Raw genomic sequence first — 17973 nt, forward strand, 5'->3', positions numbered from 1 at the left:
TTGCGTTGGAGTATCCTCACAGTGCTGGATTTTAACGAGCTGCGTGAACTCGCAGCTGATGTTCGTATTTTTGTCGACGTCGCCGAAGACAAGGCCGAAGCGCTCAGAGCCGTTATCGCGGCTTACGACGTGGTGCTGGCGATCTTCCCTACTGAAGAGGGTATGGGCCTCCACGTCATCAAAGGCAGCGAGATACTGGACAGGATTGCACGATCGCGGACGCATGCGATGTACAGCCACACCGCGATCGCGGTTCCCGATCTTGCACATGCAGAAGCGCTCAAGCTTCTGACGGTCCCTGTCGATCAACGGATTGCGGCCTAGTCTCCTGCAAGGCTTGCTTGTCGGCCACGGCGCTCCGCAGCAGAGCAGCACGTGGTTTGCCTCGCCCCGACGGGCAGGGCTATCGCATATGACTCGTTGCGGCGGCCTGCGCGCACGCATCGTCCTTCGAGACGGCGCCTACGCGCCTCCTCGGGATAAGGCTAATCAGCGTGAACGCCCGTTGAAACTGCAGCCGCGCACGCCGTCACCGCAATTTCGAGCGGTGCAAATCGACGGCACGTCGGTGTCGAGCAAGAGCGTTGAACCTGCGACAAGCCTCGATGCGACGCACGAGCAACGATACGAGCGCGTTGCCCCTCACGGAATGTCCGCGGCCTTCCGGCCATCGCCGATCGAAACCGGCTTGTTCAGGAAATAGTCGCGGTTGCCTGTCGCCGCTTCCGCGTACTGGTCGATGGCCACAATGATGGCCTGGACGTGGGCATAGCACCACCCTTCCCGCGTCGCCTTGCGGCGAACATCCTCGAGCGCAGTCAGGAAGGGCGACAGCTCCCTCTCATCGTCGAACCATCGCCTGCTCACCATGTCCTCCCGCCGAGCACCCTGCCCTTGTTGTGATGCGGCTCCGCACCCTTCAGCGCGTCCCGCTGGGCGCAGAGACTTTCGACCTTCGCCTCCATCCGGGACAGCAGCGCTTCGGCCGAAGCCGTCCCGATGCCCGCCCGCTGCAGCGCGAGGATCTCCTTCCTCTGCTTGCCGATTTGGATGCGCATCCGTTCGATCTCCTGCCTGACAAGGTCCAGGTCCGGCATGTTCAGCCTCGCGATTTGAATATGGCTCAAAGAGAACAAAAAAGGAACGAAGAGTCGAGTCCGACGTTCTACGGACAAGGAGATTTGCGATGGCGGACAACACCCGGAAGGAACCGAAGGACTGGGTTTCCCGAGACGACCCGATGACGGGAGCCCAGGAATCTTATCTCAAGACCCTTGCCGAGCAGGCACACGAGAGCCCGCCCGCGGAGGAGCTGACCAAGGCCGAGGCCTCCGAGCTGATCGACAAGATGCGTCAAAAGGCCGGGCTGGAGCCGTGAGCCGTCCGATTGCGGGAACCCGGCTCCGTGCCTATGCAAACGAAATTGGGAATCGAGAATGCCTTATTTCGTTTGTGCCCGCGACGGAGCGGGCCAGATCATCTTGAAGAGAGACACCCGGGAAGCGGCCGAGAAGAAAGCCGCCGAGCTCCGCGACATGGGCTATTTCGAAGTCGAGGTCGTTGCAAAGGGTGACGAGGAGACGGCGTGAGGGAGTAGCGGATGTAGGCCGGGTTGTCGTGCATGACCCGCGCTCCGGCCTCAGCTGTTATCAAGGCCCAGCCAATCTGCCCCGCGGTGCCGCAAAAGCGCAGCAACCCGCAACCTTCCCGATCATTTGAAGCAGGGCTTCATGCTTCCCTCAACACCTTGAAGGCGCTGAGAATGACGAAAGCAGCCAGGCCGTAGGTCAGCGCATTCACGACCCAGCAAATGGCGATGCCGAGGAAGGTGGGTCCTCCGACCGCTCCCCAGAGAAAATATGCTGCGGTGATGCCCGGCCACTCCAGCCAAAGAAACGCGAAGTCGGTCAGCGGCTCCAGGACAAGGAACACCGCCGAGATGAGCGCCCCGATGGCCAATACGATGACGAGGTATGTCCTCACGGAGAGCATCACAGACCCAGCAGGCCGGCGATAACAGGAATGAGGAAGAAGGCGGCGATCCCGAGGAGCCCGCCCACGACAAAGCGTGCAGCGCGGCCATGAATCTTGGTATCGAGCCACGCACAGATGGCCACCGCAGCCTGTCTCAGCCAGCTACCCACGAGGGTTCTGACGAGATCGAACAGGAGCTCTGCAAAGAATGCGGCCATGGGGTTTGGTCGGCACCGCCGCTGGCGGGGTTCAAGTGCCGAGAGGATGACCATTTCAGTGCGTAGGGTAGAGCGAAGCGAAACCCATCGAGGGCCTTGCTGCGTGACGAAACATGATGGGTTTCGCAAGTGCTCTACCTACGAGCTGGTCACGGCCGTTGGCGCCAACGCCGGCTCCGGCGTGTTCTATCTCAGGACCAAGGGCGAGGTGGAGCGGGACATTCTCTCGCTCGATTTCGAGCACACGCATATTTTCCGCCCGTCGATGATCCTCGGCGCGCGCGACGAGGACCGCCCGCGTGAACGCCTCATCATAGCGATATGGGGCGTGCTCAATCCGCTGCTCGTTGGCCCGGCCGACCGGTATCGCGGACTCGCCGGGAACGACATCGCGCACGCCATCGCTAAAGCCGCGCGGCATCAAACGGAGAAGGTGCGAATCTATCATTGGAAAGAGATGGCGGCACTGCTTCGAACGTGATGCAGTCCGAACCGGCACCCTTCACGCACATTTACCCCCGCCCCCTGCCCCTCCTCTCCTTTTCCTGCTATTTCCTACCCCGCCGTCCCGGCCCAAGACAAAACCCTCCGTCCGTTCCAGGGAGCAACAACCATGCGATACCTCCACACCATGCTGCGCGTGCGCAATCTCGATGTCGCGCTGAAGTTTTACCAGGATGCGCTGGGCTTGAAGGAGGTGCGGCGGATCGAGAATGACAAGGGGCGGTTCACGCTGGTGTTCCTGTGCTCGGCGGACGATCTCGAAGGCTTAAAGAAGCAGCCGCAGACGCGCGGGGCGCCGCTGGTCGAGCTCACTTACAATTGGGACGAGGAAACGTATGGCGAGGATCGCTTCTTTGGCCATCTCGCTTATGAGGTCGACGACATCTACGCGACCTGCGAGAAGCTGATGAAGGCCGGCGTCACCATCAACCGTCCGCCGCGCGACGGCAACATGGCCTTCGTCCGCTCGCCGGACCTGCACTCGATCGAGCTGTTGCAGAAGGGCGAGCCAAAGCCGCCGCAGGAGCCGTGGCTATCGATGCCCAACACCGGTCACTGGTAGGTTTTGCACGCCGGAACAAGCGCTCGCGGCCCGCGTTCACCCTCCAATAGATGCGATTGGAGGAGGATGCGATGGCGAGAGGGCTGTTGCTGTGGATGCTTGGCGTGCCGATCCCGGTGATCATTCTGTTGTGGCTGTTCTTCGGCCGCTGAGCGAAAGGCTTGAACTTTGCAATGAGAGCTCCGCCGCGTGCGGAGCTTTTTGCATGAGGGGCGCGCGGCAATCGCGCATCGCTCCGATCACCGAATTCCGCTATCACCCGCAGCAAGCGACAATGGCGGGAGATGCTTTCATGCCTGACACCAAGCTGACGATCTGGGGCCGCGCCAATTCGGTCAACGTGCAGAAGGTGCTGTGGTGCCTCACCGAGCTCGGCCTCGCTTACGAGCGCATCGACGCCGGCATGCAATACGGCAAGACCCGCGAGGCAGATTATCTTGCGATGAACCCCAATGCGCGGATCCCGACGCTGGCCGAGGGCGACTTCGTGCTGTGGGAGTCCAATTCGATCATGCGCTATCTTTGCCTCGCGCATGGACGCGGCACGCCGATCTATCCGGAGGCGCCGAAGCAGCGCGCCTCGGTCGATCGCTGGCTCGACTGGACGCTGTCGACGGTGCAGCCGGTCGACCGCCCGGTGTTCTGGGGCATCGTGCGCACGGCGCCCGCCGAGCGCGACATGATCCAGGTGCAGCGCGATGCCGATGCCGCCGCCGAGGTCTGGGCCATCGCCGACCGCCTGCTCGCCACGCGCCGCTTCATCGAAGGCGATGCGTTCACCCTCGCAGATATCGCGATCGGGTCCTATGCGCGGCGCTGGCTCGGCGTCGAAGGCATCAGCCGGCCGGCGCAGCCGCACCTCACCCGCTGGCTCGCCGAGCTCGGCAAGCGGCCCGGATTTGCGCAATTCGTCGCACCGCCGATGTCGTGAGCGCCGGCGCGGCGTAAGCTGCGACGATCGCGCGAGGAATCGTCGTTCTAACGCGCTGCTCCGGCGTCACGGCAGCGCTTGACGGCTACTGTGCATGGGGTTGTTTTCGCAGTTTTTGTTTTAGGCCCCTAGCGCCAGCCGCGCTCGACCAGCAGCACGCAGATGATCAGCAGCAGCGTCACCGCGGCGGTGGCGAGCCGCGCGGGCCAGCCGAGGCCGCGGCCGACCCACCACAAGAGCGCGCAATACATCACCACGGGGACGATGATATCGAGCCGCACCAGATCCGCCGGCATGGGCCTTCAGCGCCGGATGGTGGTGTCGACGCTGATCGAGCCGCCGAGCTTGACGCAGGTCCCGGTGCCCTCGACCATGACGAAGCGCGGGCCGTAGGAAGCGCAGGAGCCTGCCTTCGCCTTCCCGGCCGTGCCATTCAGCGGCAGCGCCTTGCCACTCTCCTTGCCCGCCTGCGACCGCTCGGCAGGCGGCAGGCGCAGGCTCTCAGCCGCGGTCGCGGACGTGGCCAGCAACGAGATCAGCATGAGGAGCGGCGTGCGCATCGCCGCCTTGTAGCGCGGACCGGTGCCGCGCGCCATCGGGGCTGTCCGCGTCCGCGATCAGATGAACTTGACGCCGGCCGACTTGCCGCGGCGCCAGATCACCTGGCAGCTCCGCCCGGTGCGCGCGTCGCGGGCGAAGGCCATCCGGATCACGCCCGGAAGCTGGCTCGCGTCCTCGTCCAGCGTGATCTTGGCGCCCGTATCCGAAATATCCTGGACCAGGCAATGCCGCGCGGCGAAGCCGCCGTCGAGCGTGATCCAGGCGTGCCGGGACAGCAGCTTGCGCTCTGCGCGCTTCTTCGGCGGTGGCATTGGCGAAAAGTCTCCCCGTCCAGCGCTACGCAGGGAACCCTAAGAATCCGTTGAAATCGCCTCCGGATGATCCCGGGGCCGGCGCTGTCCACCGGAGCCAAAAGTCCGTTCCCGAACGGCTTGCCCGGGAGCGCAAAGGCCACTATACGTTCGCCCGCTGCAAGCCGCCGGGCATTGTTCGGTCGGCCAGCGGCCGTGCCGCGGCAAAGCGGCGGGGCCCTGCGTTTGCTCCCTTCGTCTATCGGTTAGGACGCCACCCTTTCACGGTGGAGAGAGCGGTTCGATTCCGCTAGGGAGCGCCAAAGGCGAGACACTGACCGCCGCGGCATGAACCTCTCCGCTTCCGACCAACTTCCGATCGGCCTCGGCCTGGCCTGAACGCAACCGCCCGGATTTCCGCGATGACGACGTTGTGACCTTACGCCGCGAGCTGTCGCGCGACTCTCGCCCGCGCATTTACCGGAAATTTACCCCTTGCTCATGTGTGCCGGTATCATTTGCTTAGAGTTTGATCGCTACCGTGGAACTACGGAAATCACCCAAAACCCCGGTCGGCGTTCATGTCTGTTGCAGAGTTCCTCAGGCAGCGTGCAGTGGAAGTCACGGTGAACGGCAGCTACTCGCTGCCGCGCTGGTATGATTGCGAGGGCAAGCTCCGCAGCTTCGCCTGCCGGACCAAGCGCGTCTCGCCCTTCCGCATGATCGTGGACGTGCCTGTGGTCGGCAAGGTCGGCGAGCGCGTGACCTCCTACTTCCAGGATTTCGGTGAATTCCAGTGCACCATCAGCGCGACGCTGAAGGCGGGCTTCCTGATGGAGCTCGAGATGACGCGGGCGCGGCGCGCCTGGATGTCGGAAAAGCTGACCTGGCTGGAGAAGAAGCAGAAGGACGCTACCGTTCAGGAGTTGCGGCGTGACGCGCGTTTCGTTCCGCAGGTCTCGCACACGTTCCTGACGCTTGCCGATGGCAGCACCCATCCGTGCTTCATCATCGACGTCTCGACGGCCGGCGTCGCGATCTCCTCGGAGTACGATCCGCCGATCGGAACCCCGCTCGCGGTCGGCGCCTGCGTCGGCCGGGTGATCCGCAAATTCGACCATGGCTTTGCGGTCAAATTCACCGAAAAGCAGAACCGGGACGACCTCGTCCGCCTGGTCGTGCGCACGCCGTTGCTGAAGTCGGCCTAACCCTCCGCCTCGCCCGCCCTATAGCGGCCTCAATGCCGGATCAGCTTTCGAGGTCCGCGCCTCGGGCCGGACGTCATTTTGCAGACTTGCGATCGGGGGACCGAATGGCAGTCGACAAGATCACCGTTGATAAGATCAAAGTTGGCAAGATCACCTGGGACAGGGTCGGCCGGGTCACCGAGCCCGGACGCTACATGTACACGTTCGGCTGGCTCACCATCACCGCCGGCGATCTCGAGATCTGGAAGCGATACCCGAAGGCCGCGTTCACGCTGCTGGCGCAGCATTCCGAGTCAGACGAGTCCGTCGGCGAGGAATTCCATCTGGGCGCCTTCGACGTCGCACCCGACGCGCCGACTCCGATCACCACGCACTGAGCCGGAAAAGCGCGGGCCGTCGCGGGCACGCCGGATCGCCGCCCCGCTCCGCCGGCGCACAACGAAGCGGGGCTAAGGCCGCGCCCGCTCGCGGATCCGCCACCGGGACAGGTGCGCCGTGAATCGAAGAACCCTGCGCACTTCCTTGATCTGGCTTGCCAATCTCGATCCCATATCCGGCGCGCGGTCGTTGCCATGGATGACGAGCATTTTTTGTCATCCGATTGATTGCGCTTGTATTCTACTTCTTGATCCGCGGCGTGGATGAACGGAAGCTGTCCCGCGCGTTAAGCGAGCCGACAGCAGGCGCATGACACATGGTCGCATCGGTGAACGTAGATAAGCGGATCAAGGGAACCTATTTTCGGCGCCGATGTACCTGATTGAAGCGCTACCCACCGTCATTGGAACTGCCGCCATCGCCCCGGCGCTGCTGATGCTGTGGCTTGTCATTGCCGCCGAAGAGCGCCCAGGCCCGCCGGCCCAGGTCTGGACTGCCTTCCTGCTCGGCGCGGCCAGCGTTTCGCTGCTGGGTCTCGCCCGCGCCCCCTTCGCCAGGATGGTTGCCGCCCCCGACGACCCCTGGGCGGCGCTGGCCATGCATTCGATCTTCGGCGTCGCGCTGCCTGAGGAGGCCGTCAAGGTGATCGCCATCGTGCTGGTCTCCTCGACCAAGCGGCGGACCTTTGCCAATCCGATGGACACCGTGGTCTATGGCGCCGCGGTCGGCCTCGGCTTCGCCGCCTACGAGAACCTCGCCTATCTGGTCCAGCATGCGGAGATGTGGCGCTCGCTGGCCGCCCTGCGCAGCGTGCTCACCGTGCCATTCCACGGCGCGCTCGGCATCATTGCCGGCGCTTACCTGACGATCGCGCGCGCCGGCACGGCACTCGGCGCGAACCGTCACCATCGCGATTGGGCCCGTCTTTCCAGCCGGCTATTGATCTTCGCCGGCCCGCTCGCACTGCATTCGGCCTTCGACTTCCCGCTGCTGACGCTCCAGCGCATGCCCGATCTCGATCCAACGCTCCGGATGTGGCTGGGTGCCGCGAGCCTCTTGATCGGCTTCAGCTCGATTGCCTTCGCCATCCGCCTGGTCCGGCGCGTCGCGCGCCACCATGCGCCGCGGACCGACGTGGCGCGCGAGCGGCTCAGCCAGTTGCGGCGAATGTGGGCGTTGCTGCTTGCCGGCGGCGGCATCGGCTTTCTCGGGCTCGCCTTCGTGCTGACCTCGATCCATCACTGGCTGATCAATCCCGAGCGCAACCTGACGCTGGCCCTGATCCCGATTGGTTTCGTCTCGATCCTGCTCGGCCTCGCGCTTCTGATTGTCACAACGGCGATCTACATTCTCGGCCGCAACCGCATCCGCACCAGCGCGGAAGGTTTTTCCTCGGCGCCCGGCGGTGGCTGAGGCGCGGGATGGCAAGCGCGGTGCGCACCTATTAGACTGAGCCGCATGGACGGCGTACGAGATCGAGGCCATCATGACATCGCCTGAGGAGTTTTCACGCCTGCAATCCGCGATGAGCCAGGCGGTCAAGACGCATTGGAAGGCCTTCCTGTTCGAAGGCATCCTGCTTGTGGTTCTCGGCGTTGCCGCATTGATCCTCCCTCCGCTCGCGAGTCTGGCGACCGCGATCTTCCTCGGCTGGATGTTCCTGATCGGCGGTATCGGCGGACTGATCGCGACCTATTGGGCGCGTAGCACGCCAGGCTTCTGGTGGTCGCTGATCTCTGCCGCGCTGGCCGTGCTCACCGGCATCCTGCTGCTGGCCCGGCCGATGCAGGCCGTGCTGACGCTGACCATCGTGCTCGGCGCCTATTTCCTCGCCGAGGGCGTCGCCACCATCATGTATGCACTGGAGCACCGCCGCGAGTTGAGCAGCCGCTGGTCGTGGCTCCTGATCTCGGGCCTCGTCGACATCGCGATCTCGTTCCTGGTGATCACGGGCCTGCCGAGCTCGGCGGAATGGGCGATCGGCATCCTCGTCGGTATCAACCTGCTGTTCGGCGGCGCCACCCTGATCGGCATGGCGCTGGCGGCGCGCAAGAGCAACACCTGAGACGCCTCATCGCGCCCTGCATCGTTTGGGGGGGTGACAACCCGGCGGCGGCACGCTATATCGCCTGCCATGATCACCGTCGCCACCAGCTATTTTTGGTACTTTAGCTACGACAGCTCGCTGGCGGCGGGAGGATCGCGCTCAATCTGACACATTGCAGCAAACGTCCGAACAAGCCGCCAGACCTGGCGGCTTTTTTATTGGCCGGCAGGTTTCCAAAACAGACAGGAGCCCGCCGTGCTGAGCACGACCGACGATCTTCGCATCCGTGAACTGAAAGAGCTGAGCACGCCGGACGAGGTGATGCGGGAGGTCCCGCGTACGCTCACCGCAACACGCGTGGTGATGGCCGCCCGCAACGCCGTCCACGCCATCCTCACCGGCCAGGACGACCGCCTGCTGGTCGTGGTCGGCCCCTGCTCGGTGCACGATCCCAAGGCCGCGCTCGACTACGCCGAGCGCCTGACGAAGCTGCGCGAGGACCTCGCCGACCAGCTCGAGATCGTGATGCGGGTCTATTTCGAGAAACCGCGCACAACCGTCGGCTGGAAGGGCCTGATCAACGACCCCGATCTCGACGGCAGCTTCGACATCAACAAGGGCCTGCGGCTGGCGCGCAACGTGCTGTCGGCGGTGAACAATCTCGGCCTGCCCGCGGGCACAGAATTCCTTGATATGACGACGCCGCAATACATCGCAGACCTCGTGTCCTGGGCCGCGATCGGCGCGCGCACGACCGAGAGCCAGATCCACCGCGAGCTGGCCTCGGGGCTGTCCTGCCCGGTCGGCTTCAAGAACGGCACCGACGGCAATGTGCGGATCGCGGCGGACGCTGTGAAATCGGCCTCGCATCCGCATCACTTCATGGCGGTGACGAAGCTCGGCCGTTCGGCGATCGCCTCGACCGCCGGCAACGAGGATTGCCACATCATCCTGCGCGGCGGCAGCAAGCCGAATTACGACGCGGCAAGCGTTGCGGCCGCCTGCAATGAATTGACCAAATCCGGCGTCGCGCCGCTCGTGATGGTCGATGCGAGCCATGCCAATTCGAGCAAGAAGCCGGAGAACCAGCCGCTGGTGATGGCCGACATCGCCCGCCAGATCTCCGGCGGCGAGAACCGCATCATGGGCGTGATGATCGAGAGCAACCTCGTTGCCGGTCGTCAGGACGTGATGCCGGACAAGCCGCTCACCTACGGCCAGAGCGTCACCGACGGCTGCATCGACTGGCCGACCACGGCAACCGTGCTCGAGCAGCTCGCCGACGCGGTCGAGATCCGCCGCAACACCCGGCGCGCTGGGCTGCACGAGCGGTCGGCTTAGCCCGTGACCAGGCGAAGTGTCGGTCGCTAGCTCCCCGTTCCTCACCTCTCCCCGGCGGGGAGAGGTGAAAGCCTCAGCAGCCGCGGCAGATGCTCTTGATCTTACGATCGAGCTCCGCGTCTTCCTTGTTCGCGGGGGTGTTCGGGTTGCTCAGATTCTTTTCGCTCGGCACATCGGCCGCGCGCGGCTGGCGGTGGCCGACAGGCGCCGGCAACACTGTTCCAGGGATCGCGCCGCCGGATGTCGATCCCTTGGAGCCGCCGGTCTGTGCAACCGCAGCGCCGCCGAGCAAGATCACGAGCGATGCTGCCAGCATGATCTTTTTCATGTCCGCTTCTCCATTCTCAAACCGGCTCGCATTTCAGCCCGCTCATGTTTCGGGCGGATAGAGATGAACGTCGCCGCAATAATCCACGATACGATAGCGCGTTTCGGCTCCCGCTTCACGCGCATCGTCTGCGATATTTTGTGCCACTGACACATAACTCGGTCCGACCGGCGATTTGCCGGCGCCGCCGGGAATATCGATGACATAGTCAGGCTGACACAGCCCCGACACCCGCCCGCGCAACTGCCGCATCAAATCCTGTCCCTCGGCCAGCGTCGTTCGCAAATGCACGGTGCCGGGCGCGAGATCACCGTGGTGCAGGTAATAGGGCTTGATCCGGCATTCGACAAAAGCTCGCATCAAATCCGACAGAGCGGCGATGTTGTCATTGACGCCGCGCAAAAGCACGGACTGGCTCACCATGGGAATGCCGGCGTCGACGAGACGCGCGCAGGCCGCGCGCGCCGTTCCGGTCAGCTCCCGCGCATGGTTGGAATGCAGCGCGACCCAGGTGGTGGCTCCCTCGACCTTCAGTGCCGCAACCATCTCCTCGCTGACGCGCGCGGGTTCGGCCACGGGCACGCGGGTATGAAGACGGATGATCTTGACGTGATCGATTGCCGCGAGGTCGGTCATGATCTCGCTCATACGCCGCGGCGACAGCATCAAGGGGTCGCCGCCGGTCAGGATCACCTCCCAGATATCGCCATGCGAGCGGATGTAGTCGATCGCCGCGCGATAGGCGCTGTCCGACAGCGCATTCTCCTTGCCGGGCCCCACCATCTCGCGGCGGAAGCAGAACCGGCAATAGACCGCGCAGACGTGAACGAGCTTGAACAACACGCGGTCGGGATAGCGGTGCACGATCCCGGGAACCGGCGAATGCGGATGGTCGCCGATCGGATCGGCGTTCTCGCCCGGCTGCACCTCCAACTCGGCCGCGGTCGGAATGAACTGCCGCGCGATGGGATCGTCGGCATCCGTCGTGTCCATCAACTCGACCAGATCGGGCGTGATCGCCACGGCATAGCGCGCGGCGACGCGCTCGAGCGCCGGTAGCGCCGCTGCGGGGGCCAGGCCTTCGGCCACCAGCTCGGCAGGCTCGCGCAGAGTGCGTGCAAGATTGGTCTTCGTCATCTCTCATCCGCAGGCGGTGTCCACACCACCTGATCAATTCGTGTTGCGCCGCTCGCCAGCATGACCAGCCGGTCGAAGCCGAGCGCCACACCGCTCGCCTCCGGCATTGCGGCAACTGCGGCCAGAAAATCCTCGTCGAGCGGATAGGCTTCGCCGTAGCGGCGCTGTTTCTCCGTCATCGATTCCGTGAAGCGCTTTCGCTGCTCTTCGGCATCGGTCAGTTCTCCGAAGCCGTTGGCGAGCTCGACGCCGCACGCATAGACCTCGAACCGTTCGGCGACCCTGAGATCGTCAGCCTTCACCCGCGCCAGCGCCGCCTCTGGAGATGGGTATTCAAACAGGATGGTCAAACGCCCCTGCCCCAGACGCGGCTCGACATGCTCAACCAGGACCTTGCTGAAGATGTCGGACCAGGTGTCGTCGTCGGCCACGCGCACCTTGCCGCGCGCGGCCTCGGCGAGCGCCGCACGGTTACCCTCGCCGTCCGAAATTGTCGACAGCAGGTCGATGCCGGCGAAGCGTTCGAAAGCCCCCGCCACCGTCAGGAGTTCCGGCTCGGCGAAGGGATCGGCGGTCCGGCCGCGGAAGGAGAAGGTCCCGATCCCGGTCGCCTGCGCCGCACGGGCGATCACGACGACGCAATCGGCCATGATGGCATCATAGGCGGCGCCCGCCCGGTACCATTCCAGCATGGTGAATTCGGGCAGATGCAGGTCGCCGCGCTCCCGGTCCCGGAACACCCGGGCGAACTCGAAAATCCGCGTCTCGCCTGCCGCCAGCAGCTTCTTGCAGGCAAATTCCGGCGAGGTCCGCAGATATCGGCTGGCCCGGCTGCCGTCGGGCCGCATGATCTCGGTCCGGGGCGCGTGCAGATGAGTCTCATTGCCGGGGGAGACCTGCAGGACCGAAGTTTCGACCTCCATGAAGCCCTGTTCGGCGAAAAAGCCCCGCAAAGCTCCGGTCACGGCGCCCCTGGCCTGGAGGTACGGCCGCCGATCGAGGTACCGCGAGGGCGACCAGAACGGCGAGATCGGCTTGTCCCCAGCCATCAACCGACTGCCCCAGCCAGCAGCAAAGTGCTGGCATCCAACGGCAAAATCAGTATGTTGCGGCCCGAAACGGGCGCCGAGGTCCGATTTGAGGCCCCAAGTCCCCCATCGATTTGATCATGTCCTGGCCGGTGCCGGGCCAAGCAAGCAGGAAATACAGCTTTGAGAGTCATCGCCAGTTCTATTCGCAAGGGCAACGTGATCGAGCAAGACGGCAAGCTTTATGTCGTCGTGAGCGCCGAGAACATCCATCCCGGCAAGGGCACCCCGGTCAGCCAGATCGAAATGCGCCGAATCTCGGACGGGGTAAAGATCTCCGAACGCTACAAGACCACCGACCAGGTCGAAAAGGCCACGATCGAAGAGCGCAACTACACCTACCTCTATGAAGACGGCGATGGCTACCACTTCATGAACCCGGAGACCTACGATCAGGTCCAGGTCTCCAAGGACGTCGTCGGCGACGCCGCCGCGTATCTCCAGGAGAGCATGACCGTCAAGCTGTCCATGCACGACACCAACCCGGTGTCGATCGCGCTGCCGCAGCGCGTGACGCTCGAAGTGGTGGACACCGAGCCCGTGACCAAGGGCCAGACCGCCTCCTCCTCCTACAAGCCCGCGGTTCTCTCCAACGGCGTGCGCACCACCGTACCGCCGCACATCACGGTCGGCACCCGCGTCGTGGTGATGACCGAAGACGGCTCCTACGCCGAGCGCGCCAAGGACTGAGCGAGCAATCGAGGATCGGAACAGGTACCGCCGGGGGGCGAGGCATTGGGCAGGAAGAGTTTCCGCTTCGTCTCGCTTCTGCTGGCGTCGCTGTCGCTCCTCATTGCCGCACCGCTGGCCGCGGATGAATTCCGCAGCCCCTCGCTCACGGCCCTGCGCGTCGACTGGCGCGCAGCGCTAGACCAGCTCCGTATCGAGATCAACAGCCGCCCCCTGATTGCGGGCGACTTCATCTTCGCACCCCGCCGTTCGGTGCCGCGCTACGATCCGCGCGCGATGCCCGCACTGGTGCAGCTCAATGCGATCTCCTCGCGCTTCTTCACCGGCATTACCCGAAGTCGCGTGCCCGTGCTGCTGCCGTTCGACGCCGCCGCGTACCTCGAGACGCAGCGCAGCGGCGCGCCGGCGACGCTCGCGCTGTCGCGCTACCAGGCTGACTTCAATCCCGTCGACATGTTCGATGCCGGTCCTGCCGGCTACAGCGCGACCTTCTCGTTCGAGCCCGGCGCCGGCGAGGGCATGCCGAGCCGGGTGTTCGCAAGGCCCGTCGAGGTGCAGATCACGGGCTCGGCGCTCGTCTACGACATCGCCGATCCCGCCGGCGGCAAGGGCGAGCCAGTGAAGCCGCTCGCGGCAACCTACCCGGACCTGCGCAGGTTCATCCGGGAAGGCTATGTTCGCTACGCCTTCGCCCGTTTCGGCGTCGCCTATGTGGTGTCGATCCAGTGCCTCGACAGTGTCGCCAGGCCGCGGCGACTCGCCTGCAAGGAGGCCTATCCGGTTGCCGAGCGCTTCCTGAAGGCGTTGCGCGTCGCAGGCGGCCAGCGCATGAGGCCACTGACTGACATTGCCTCCAACATCATCGATCGCCCCGCGGCGCGTTCGCCGGATTTCAGCTACCGGCCAAGCGGTGACATCATCCCGAACACCGGCTACCGCAAGCAGGGCGGCCATCCCGACACAATGGCCTATGCCCAGATCCGCTTTCCGCTGGAGAAAGCGCCCGCCTTCGTGCGCTCGCAATCCTACGGCAAGCGCGACAAGAGCGAAGGTCCGACCACCTATCCCTGGCGCGACAATTTCTGCGAGTCGCGCAGTTTCGAGGTGTGGCAATGTGGCGGAGGCTATGGCCATCAGGGCGAGGACATCCGTGCCGCCGACTGCCCGCCGCCCGGCGAAGGCCGCGAGCCCTGCGATCCCAAACAGCGCGCCGTCGTCGCCGTGCGCGATGCGATCGTGATCCGCGCTGCCAAGGACCAGGCCGCGACGCTTCAAGTCAACAGCCGCACCGAGCACATCCGTTTCCGCTACATGCACATGAATCCGCAGGCGATGAATGCCGATGGCGTGCTCAATGGCCGCATCGTCACCGAAGGCGAGAAGATCGGCGTGATCTCGAACTATCTCGACCATCCCGCCGGCACGTCGATGCACCTGCATTTCGACGTCCAGGTGTTCACCCGCGACGGCTGGATCTGGGTCAGTCCCTACGTCACGCTAGTCTCTGCCTATGAACGCCTGATCCGCGCCCGCGGCCGCGAGGTCGGACCGGACATTGCGGGAGCCCCGCAGCCTGTGGCGCATGCGCTGCCCGAGGACGTGCTCAAGCCGGACCTGCGCGAGGGATCGAGCGGCGAGGACAATTGACGCTTGCTCGTTCCGATGCCGGGCGGTGCAAGAGCGTGTTGTCGCGCACACCACCGGCCCGAATGAAGAAGGGACAGGGTTGATGAGTGTCGGACTGATCGGTCTTCTCGACGATATCGCGGCGATTGCAAAGGTGGCAGCAGCCTCGCTCGACGATGTGGCGAGCCAGGCTGCCAAGGCGGGCACAAAGGCGGCTGGCGTGGTCATCGATGACGCGGCCGTCACGCCGAACTACGTCATCGGTTTCGCCTCGAAACGCGAACTGCCGATCGTCGGTAAGATCGCGGTCGGATCGCTGCGCAATAAATTGCTAATTCTGCTGCCCATTGCCCTGCTGCTCGGCTATTTCCTTCCCGCCGCGGTCACGCCGCTGCTCATGCTGGGCGGCGCCTTTCTCTGCTACGAGGGCGCCGAAAAGGTGCTCGAAGCCCTGATGCCGCATCGTGCGCACCACCATGAAGCTCAACTCCAGCCGATTGCGCTGAATGCCCGGTCGGTCGAGGACGAGAAGGTCGCGAGCGCTATCAAGACAGATTTCATCCTGTCCGCGGAAATCATGGCGATCACGCTGGCGGCCCTCCCGGCGGGCAGCATCTGGACTCAGGCGCTAGTGTTGGCGCTGGTCGGCCTCTTTATCACCGTTGGGGTCTATGGCGTGGTCGCCCTGATCGTGAAGGCGGACGATGTCGGCGTGGCCCTTGCGCGCTATGACGGCGCCTCTGTCATTGGCGGCGCGATCCGCTTGCTTGGACGCGCGCTCGTCCGCGGCATGCCGTTCTTCCTGGCGGTGCTGAGCACCATCGGCACCGCCGCCATGATCTGGGTCGGCGGCGGCATCATCCTGCACGGCATCGAAAAATACGGCCCGCCCGCGGTCGGCCACATGGTCCATGCCGCAACCGACGCTGCCGCACACGTCCTTCCATCCGTTGCCGGCATCATCGAATGGTCGGTCGAGGCAGCCATCTCGGGCGCACTTGGACTGCTTGTCGGAGCAATCGCGATTCCGGTCGTCGAGTACGGTCTCGCGCCGGCATGGAGAAGGCTGAGGCGATTGCGATCGGCCTGAACACGACCTTGGCGGATGACGACTGCGACCTACTCCAGGAACGTCGTCAGCTGCGCACCCTCATCCGCAACGAACACCGCGATCAACTCTGCGGGCTCGGTCGCACTGGCATTGGCCGAGACCAGATGCGTCGAGCCCGGCGGTTCGAAGAAGGACTGGCCGACGCCGAACGTCTCGACCGGGCCGCCGCCGAGCTGCGAGCGGATCTCGCCTTTCGTAATGTAGGCGGTGACAGAGCCCGCGTGACGATGCGGCCGCGAAAACCCGCCCGGACCGTAAGACACGCGCACGATGGTCACGCGCTTGCCCGGAACGTTCGGCAGCGCGTAGGAGCCGATCGGCTCGACCTTGTCGAGCGGCGAGCTCTCCGCCGCCGTGGCACAGAGCGGGGTCAGCACGCCTGAGACGGCATCCATCATCACCGGCAGCGTTTTGCCGATCGCAAGCGCGCAGGCGAATCCTGCGACGACGGCGAGCACCGTCGAACGTGATGGCGCCGGGCGCTGTACAGCAGAAAGACTCATGGCTGTCATCGTGATCTCCCCTTGTCTCCATCAGGATGCAGCGGCAGGCGCTGCATCCGGCCGCTTTGCAGGCGTCCAGCGAAACGCCGCGCCAAAGCGGTTCCAGACGTTGATCGAGGCAACCGCTGACGTCAGGTACGTCAGTTCAGTCTCGGAGAATTCGCCAGACGCTTCCGCGTAGACCTCCTCGCTGACGCCATCGGGCAGACAGGTCAGCGCCTCGGCCCAGGCCAGGGCGGCTCGCTCGCGCGGCGAAAAGATCGGCGCCTCGCGCCAGACCGCGACCAGATGGAGCTTGTCGACGGGGACGCCAATCCGTTCCGACAGCAGGACATGGTGCTGCACGCAGAAAGCACAGCCGTTGATCTGCGAGGCGCGCAGCTTGACCAGCTCGAGCAGCTGCTTGTCGAGGCCGGCCTTGGCCGCAAGCTGGCCGAGCGCTAGCACTAGATCATACGCATCGGGCGCGATCCGCTTGAAATCTTCATATTCGCTGCGGGCGTGAGACATTGCCGTTCACCTCGCCTTATTATAAGAATACGTACATCTTATAAGAGCTCTTATATGGCGCGCAAGACGAATGACGTCACGAGATCGCAATCGAGACGAAAGGCAGTTGAAAGCGGCGCCGTGCATGTTCCCGCGCCCGGCGAAGGCAAACGCGGCGAGCAAGGCTATCTCGGCTATCTTCTGCGCCAGGCCCACGCCGCGGTCCGGCTGAAGATGGAGCGCACCCTTGCCGATCTCGGCGTGACCTCACCGCAATTCGCGGTACTGACCATGCTCAACGCCTATCCGGGCCTTTCGGGGGCCGATGTCGCCCGCCTTACCTTCCTGACCCCCCAGACCGTCGGCGTCATCATCCGCAATCTCGAACGCGACGGCGCAATTGCGATGACGCCCCATCCGGTCCACGGCCGCATTCAGCAGTGGACGCTGACACCGCGCGGCGCGACTCTTTTGAATGCGTGCCGACAGCGCGTGCTCGAATTGGAGAAGCGCCTCGCTCGGGGTTTGGATGTCAAGGCGGAAACTGCGATCCGCCGCTGGCTCGCCGGTATCGCGGCCGAGTTGCAGGAGGGCTAGGCGGTCCTCGCGCCCAAAGGATGCTACCCGCTCTTCAACGCCTTCTTGACCTCGCCGTCCGGCCAGGTCTCGTCGGCCGCGATCACCCGCACACGGCTTTGGTCGGCGGTATTCACCAGCACATGCGAACTCATCCGCTCACCGCTCTGCTCGAGACGCAAATCGGTGTCGGGCTTCCAGCTCAGCGTGGTCGCGAGGTCGCCGGGAAAGATCTTCCATTGCGATCCGTCGTCGAGTTCGACGACATGGCTTTCCGCATGCGTGCGTATCTTCATTCCACCCCTAAATTTCGATGAACAGACTGCATACCGAAGGCAGGCCTCGGCCCGCGGCCGAATCTTTCCCTCCTTACTGGCGTGGAGGGAATGCGGGAGTGCGACACTTGTTCCG

28 protein-coding genes and 1 tRNA gene are annotated in these 17973 nt (G+C 64.3%); 16 read left to right on the forward strand and 13 right to left on the reverse strand.

Annotated features, from left to right (window positions below):
- Nucleotides 1-21 precede the first annotated feature (21 nt).
- Nucleotides 22-324 carry a hypothetical protein gene (locus ACVIIV_RS26275; RefSeq protein WP_456746733.1) on the forward strand — a complete coding sequence of 101 codons (303 nt, stop codon included), beginning with the start codon at nucleotides 22-24 and terminating at the stop codon, nucleotides 322-324.
- A gap of 318 nt (nucleotides 325-642) precedes the next feature.
- On the opposite strand, the gene ACVIIV_RS26280 is transcribed toward ACVIIV_RS26275, so the two are convergent.
- Nucleotides 643-867, reverse strand: coding sequence for a hypothetical protein (locus tag ACVIIV_RS26280; protein ID WP_456746734.1), 225 nt, complete (start codon nucleotides 865-867; stop codon nucleotides 643-645).
- The gene (locus ACVIIV_RS26285; protein ID WP_456746735.1) at nucleotides 864-1097 is read right to left on the reverse strand and encodes a hypothetical protein; all 234 of its coding nucleotides are present in this window, start codon (nucleotides 1095-1097) and stop codon (nucleotides 864-866) included. Before ACVIIV_RS26285 ends, ACVIIV_RS26280 begins: the two co-directional genes overlap by 4 nt.
- An 89-nt stretch (nucleotides 1098-1186) precedes the next feature.
- Here ACVIIV_RS26285 and ACVIIV_RS26290 point away from each other — a divergent pair, with 89 nt between their 5' ends.
- Nucleotides 1187-1378, forward strand: coding sequence for a DUF3072 domain-containing protein (locus ACVIIV_RS26290; RefSeq protein ID WP_456746736.1), 192 nt, complete (start codon nucleotides 1187-1189; stop codon nucleotides 1376-1378).
- A gap of 58 nt (nucleotides 1379-1436) precedes the next feature.
- Entirely contained in the window at nucleotides 1437-1589 is a 153-nt protein-coding gene (locus ACVIIV_RS26295; RefSeq protein WP_456746737.1) for a hypothetical protein, read from the forward strand.
- Nucleotides 1590-1728: 139 nt separating this feature from the next.
- Here ACVIIV_RS26295 and ACVIIV_RS26300 read toward each other — a convergent pair whose 3' ends face one another.
- Nucleotides 1729-1992, reverse strand: a complete 264-nt coding sequence (locus ACVIIV_RS26300) for a hypothetical protein (RefSeq protein ID WP_456746738.1) — start codon at nucleotides 1990-1992, stop codon at nucleotides 1729-1731.
- A complete protein-coding gene (locus tag ACVIIV_RS26305) occupies nucleotides 1992-2192 on the reverse strand; it encodes a hypothetical protein (RefSeq protein ID WP_456746739.1) in 201 nt (66 codons plus the stop codon). The genes ACVIIV_RS26300 and ACVIIV_RS26305 overlap by 1 nt, the downstream gene beginning before the upstream one ends.
- Before the next feature lie 46 nt (nucleotides 2193-2238).
- Between ACVIIV_RS26305 and ACVIIV_RS26310 the strand changes: the two genes are divergently transcribed.
- The 3 genes from ACVIIV_RS26310 (at nucleotide 2239) to ACVIIV_RS26320 (ending at nucleotide 4189) form a co-directional block, all read left to right on the forward strand.
- On the forward strand, nucleotides 2239-2673 hold the full coding sequence (locus ACVIIV_RS26310) for a hypothetical protein (protein ID WP_456746740.1): 435 nt from the start codon (nucleotides 2239-2241) through the stop codon (nucleotides 2671-2673).
- 132 nt (nucleotides 2674-2805) lie between these two features.
- A complete protein-coding gene (locus ACVIIV_RS26315) occupies nucleotides 2806-3258 on the forward strand; it encodes a VOC family protein (RefSeq protein WP_456746741.1) in 453 nt (150 codons plus the stop codon).
- Nucleotides 3259-3550: 292 nt separating this feature from the next.
- A complete protein-coding gene (locus tag ACVIIV_RS26320) occupies nucleotides 3551-4189 on the forward strand; it encodes a glutathione S-transferase family protein (RefSeq protein ID WP_456746742.1) in 639 nt (212 codons plus the stop codon).
- Between the two features lie 128 nt (nucleotides 4190-4317).
- Here ACVIIV_RS26320 and ACVIIV_RS26325 read toward each other — a convergent pair whose 3' ends face one another.
- Genes ACVIIV_RS26325 through ACVIIV_RS26335 form a run of 3 tightly spaced genes read right to left on the reverse strand, consistent with a single transcriptional unit; the run spans nucleotide 4318 to nucleotide 5061 of the window.
- On the reverse strand, nucleotides 4318-4485 hold the full coding sequence (locus tag ACVIIV_RS26325; protein ID WP_456746743.1) for a hypothetical protein: 168 nt from the start codon (nucleotides 4483-4485) through the stop codon (nucleotides 4318-4320).
- A gap of 6 nt (nucleotides 4486-4491) precedes the next feature.
- Nucleotides 4492-4749 carry a hypothetical protein gene (locus tag ACVIIV_RS26330; protein WP_456748829.1) on the reverse strand — a complete coding sequence of 86 codons (258 nt, stop codon included), beginning with the start codon at nucleotides 4747-4749 and terminating at the stop codon, nucleotides 4492-4494.
- A gap of 57 nt (nucleotides 4750-4806) precedes the next feature.
- Nucleotides 4807-5061: a PilZ domain-containing protein gene (locus tag ACVIIV_RS26335; RefSeq protein ID WP_456746744.1), complete on the reverse strand. Its 255-nt coding sequence runs from the start codon at nucleotides 5059-5061 to the stop codon at nucleotides 4807-4809.
- 227 nt (nucleotides 5062-5288) lie between these two features.
- Between ACVIIV_RS26335 and ACVIIV_RS26340 the strand changes: the two genes are divergently transcribed.
- The 6 genes from ACVIIV_RS26340 (at nucleotide 5289) to ACVIIV_RS26365 (ending at nucleotide 10014) form a co-directional block, all read left to right on the forward strand.
- Nucleotides 5289-5363 (forward strand) — tRNA-Glu (locus ACVIIV_RS26340).
- A 258-nt stretch (nucleotides 5364-5621) separates the two neighbouring features.
- Complete coding sequence (locus tag ACVIIV_RS26345) at nucleotides 5622-6248, forward strand: PilZ domain-containing protein (RefSeq protein ID WP_456746745.1); 627 nt, start codon at nucleotides 5622-5624, stop codon at nucleotides 6246-6248.
- A 104-nt stretch (nucleotides 6249-6352) separates the two neighbouring features.
- Nucleotides 6353-6625, forward strand: coding sequence for a hypothetical protein (locus tag ACVIIV_RS26350; RefSeq protein WP_456746746.1), 273 nt, complete (start codon nucleotides 6353-6355; stop codon nucleotides 6623-6625).
- 373 nt (nucleotides 6626-6998) lie between these two features.
- Nucleotides 6999-8039, forward strand: a complete 1041-nt coding sequence (locus ACVIIV_RS26355) for a PrsW family glutamic-type intramembrane protease (RefSeq protein WP_456746747.1) — start codon at nucleotides 6999-7001, stop codon at nucleotides 8037-8039.
- A 73-nt stretch (nucleotides 8040-8112) separates the two neighbouring features.
- Complete coding sequence (locus ACVIIV_RS26360) at nucleotides 8113-8691, forward strand: HdeD family acid-resistance protein (protein WP_456746748.1); 579 nt, start codon at nucleotides 8113-8115, stop codon at nucleotides 8689-8691.
- Between the two features lie 237 nt (nucleotides 8692-8928).
- Entirely contained in the window at nucleotides 8929-10014 is a 1086-nt protein-coding gene (locus ACVIIV_RS26365; RefSeq protein ID WP_456746749.1) for a 3-deoxy-7-phosphoheptulonate synthase, read from the forward strand.
- Nucleotides 10015-10087: 73 nt separating this feature from the next.
- Here the strand turns inward: ACVIIV_RS26365 and ACVIIV_RS26370 are convergent, their stop codons facing one another.
- Genes ACVIIV_RS26370 through epmA form a run of 3 tightly spaced genes read right to left on the reverse strand, consistent with a single transcriptional unit; the run spans nucleotide 10088 to nucleotide 12528 of the window.
- The gene (locus ACVIIV_RS26370) at nucleotides 10088-10342 is read right to left on the reverse strand and encodes a hypothetical protein (RefSeq protein ID WP_456746750.1); all 255 of its coding nucleotides are present in this window, start codon (nucleotides 10340-10342) and stop codon (nucleotides 10088-10090) included.
- A 42-nt stretch (nucleotides 10343-10384) separates the two neighbouring features.
- Nucleotides 10385-11479, reverse strand: coding sequence for a lysine-2,3-aminomutase-like protein (locus ACVIIV_RS26375; protein WP_456746751.1), 1095 nt, complete (start codon nucleotides 11477-11479; stop codon nucleotides 10385-10387).
- Nucleotides 11476-12528, reverse strand: a complete 1053-nt coding sequence (gene epmA, locus ACVIIV_RS26380; protein WP_456746752.1) for an EF-P lysine aminoacylase EpmA — start codon at nucleotides 12526-12528, stop codon at nucleotides 11476-11478. Before epmA ends, ACVIIV_RS26375 begins: the two co-directional genes overlap by 4 nt.
- A gap of 162 nt (nucleotides 12529-12690) precedes the next feature.
- On the opposite strand from epmA, the gene efp reads away from it, so the two are divergent.
- From efp to ACVIIV_RS26395, 3 genes are all read left to right on the forward strand, one after another.
- Nucleotides 12691-13257 (forward strand): elongation factor P, encoded by a 567-nt coding sequence (gene efp, locus ACVIIV_RS26385; protein ID WP_028177546.1) that lies wholly within the window; start codon nucleotides 12691-12693, stop codon nucleotides 13255-13257.
- A 45-nt stretch (nucleotides 13258-13302) separates the two neighbouring features.
- Nucleotides 13303-14904 carry a M23 family peptidase gene (locus tag ACVIIV_RS26390; RefSeq protein ID WP_456746753.1) on the forward strand — a complete coding sequence of 534 codons (1602 nt, stop codon included), beginning with the start codon at nucleotides 13303-13305 and terminating at the stop codon, nucleotides 14902-14904.
- Nucleotides 14905-14986: 82 nt separating this feature from the next.
- Nucleotides 14987-15973, forward strand: coding sequence for a DUF808 domain-containing protein (locus ACVIIV_RS26395; protein WP_456748830.1), 987 nt, complete (start codon nucleotides 14987-14989; stop codon nucleotides 15971-15973).
- A gap of 29 nt (nucleotides 15974-16002) precedes the next feature.
- On the opposite strand, the gene ACVIIV_RS26400 is transcribed toward ACVIIV_RS26395, so the two are convergent.
- Together ACVIIV_RS26400 and ACVIIV_RS26405 are read right to left on the reverse strand one after the other, a co-directional pair.
- Nucleotides 16003-16506, reverse strand: a complete 504-nt coding sequence (locus ACVIIV_RS26400) for a cupin domain-containing protein (protein WP_456746754.1) — start codon at nucleotides 16504-16506, stop codon at nucleotides 16003-16005.
- A 21-nt stretch (nucleotides 16507-16527) separates the two neighbouring features.
- Nucleotides 16528-17007, reverse strand: coding sequence for a carboxymuconolactone decarboxylase family protein (locus ACVIIV_RS26405; RefSeq protein ID WP_456746755.1), 480 nt, complete (start codon nucleotides 17005-17007; stop codon nucleotides 16528-16530).
- A 54-nt stretch (nucleotides 17008-17061) separates the two neighbouring features.
- Here ACVIIV_RS26405 and ACVIIV_RS26410 point away from each other — a divergent pair, with 54 nt between their 5' ends.
- Entirely contained in the window at nucleotides 17062-17583 is a 522-nt protein-coding gene (locus ACVIIV_RS26410; protein ID WP_456746756.1) for a MarR family winged helix-turn-helix transcriptional regulator, read from the forward strand.
- Between the two features lie 23 nt (nucleotides 17584-17606).
- Here ACVIIV_RS26410 and ACVIIV_RS26415 read toward each other — a convergent pair whose 3' ends face one another.
- Nucleotides 17607-17858 carry a hypothetical protein gene (locus ACVIIV_RS26415; RefSeq protein WP_456746757.1) on the reverse strand — a complete coding sequence of 84 codons (252 nt, stop codon included), beginning with the start codon at nucleotides 17856-17858 and terminating at the stop codon, nucleotides 17607-17609.
- Between the last annotated feature and the right edge of the window lie 115 nt (nucleotides 17859-17973).

This window comes from Bradyrhizobium sp. USDA 4354 (assembly GCF_054060315.1).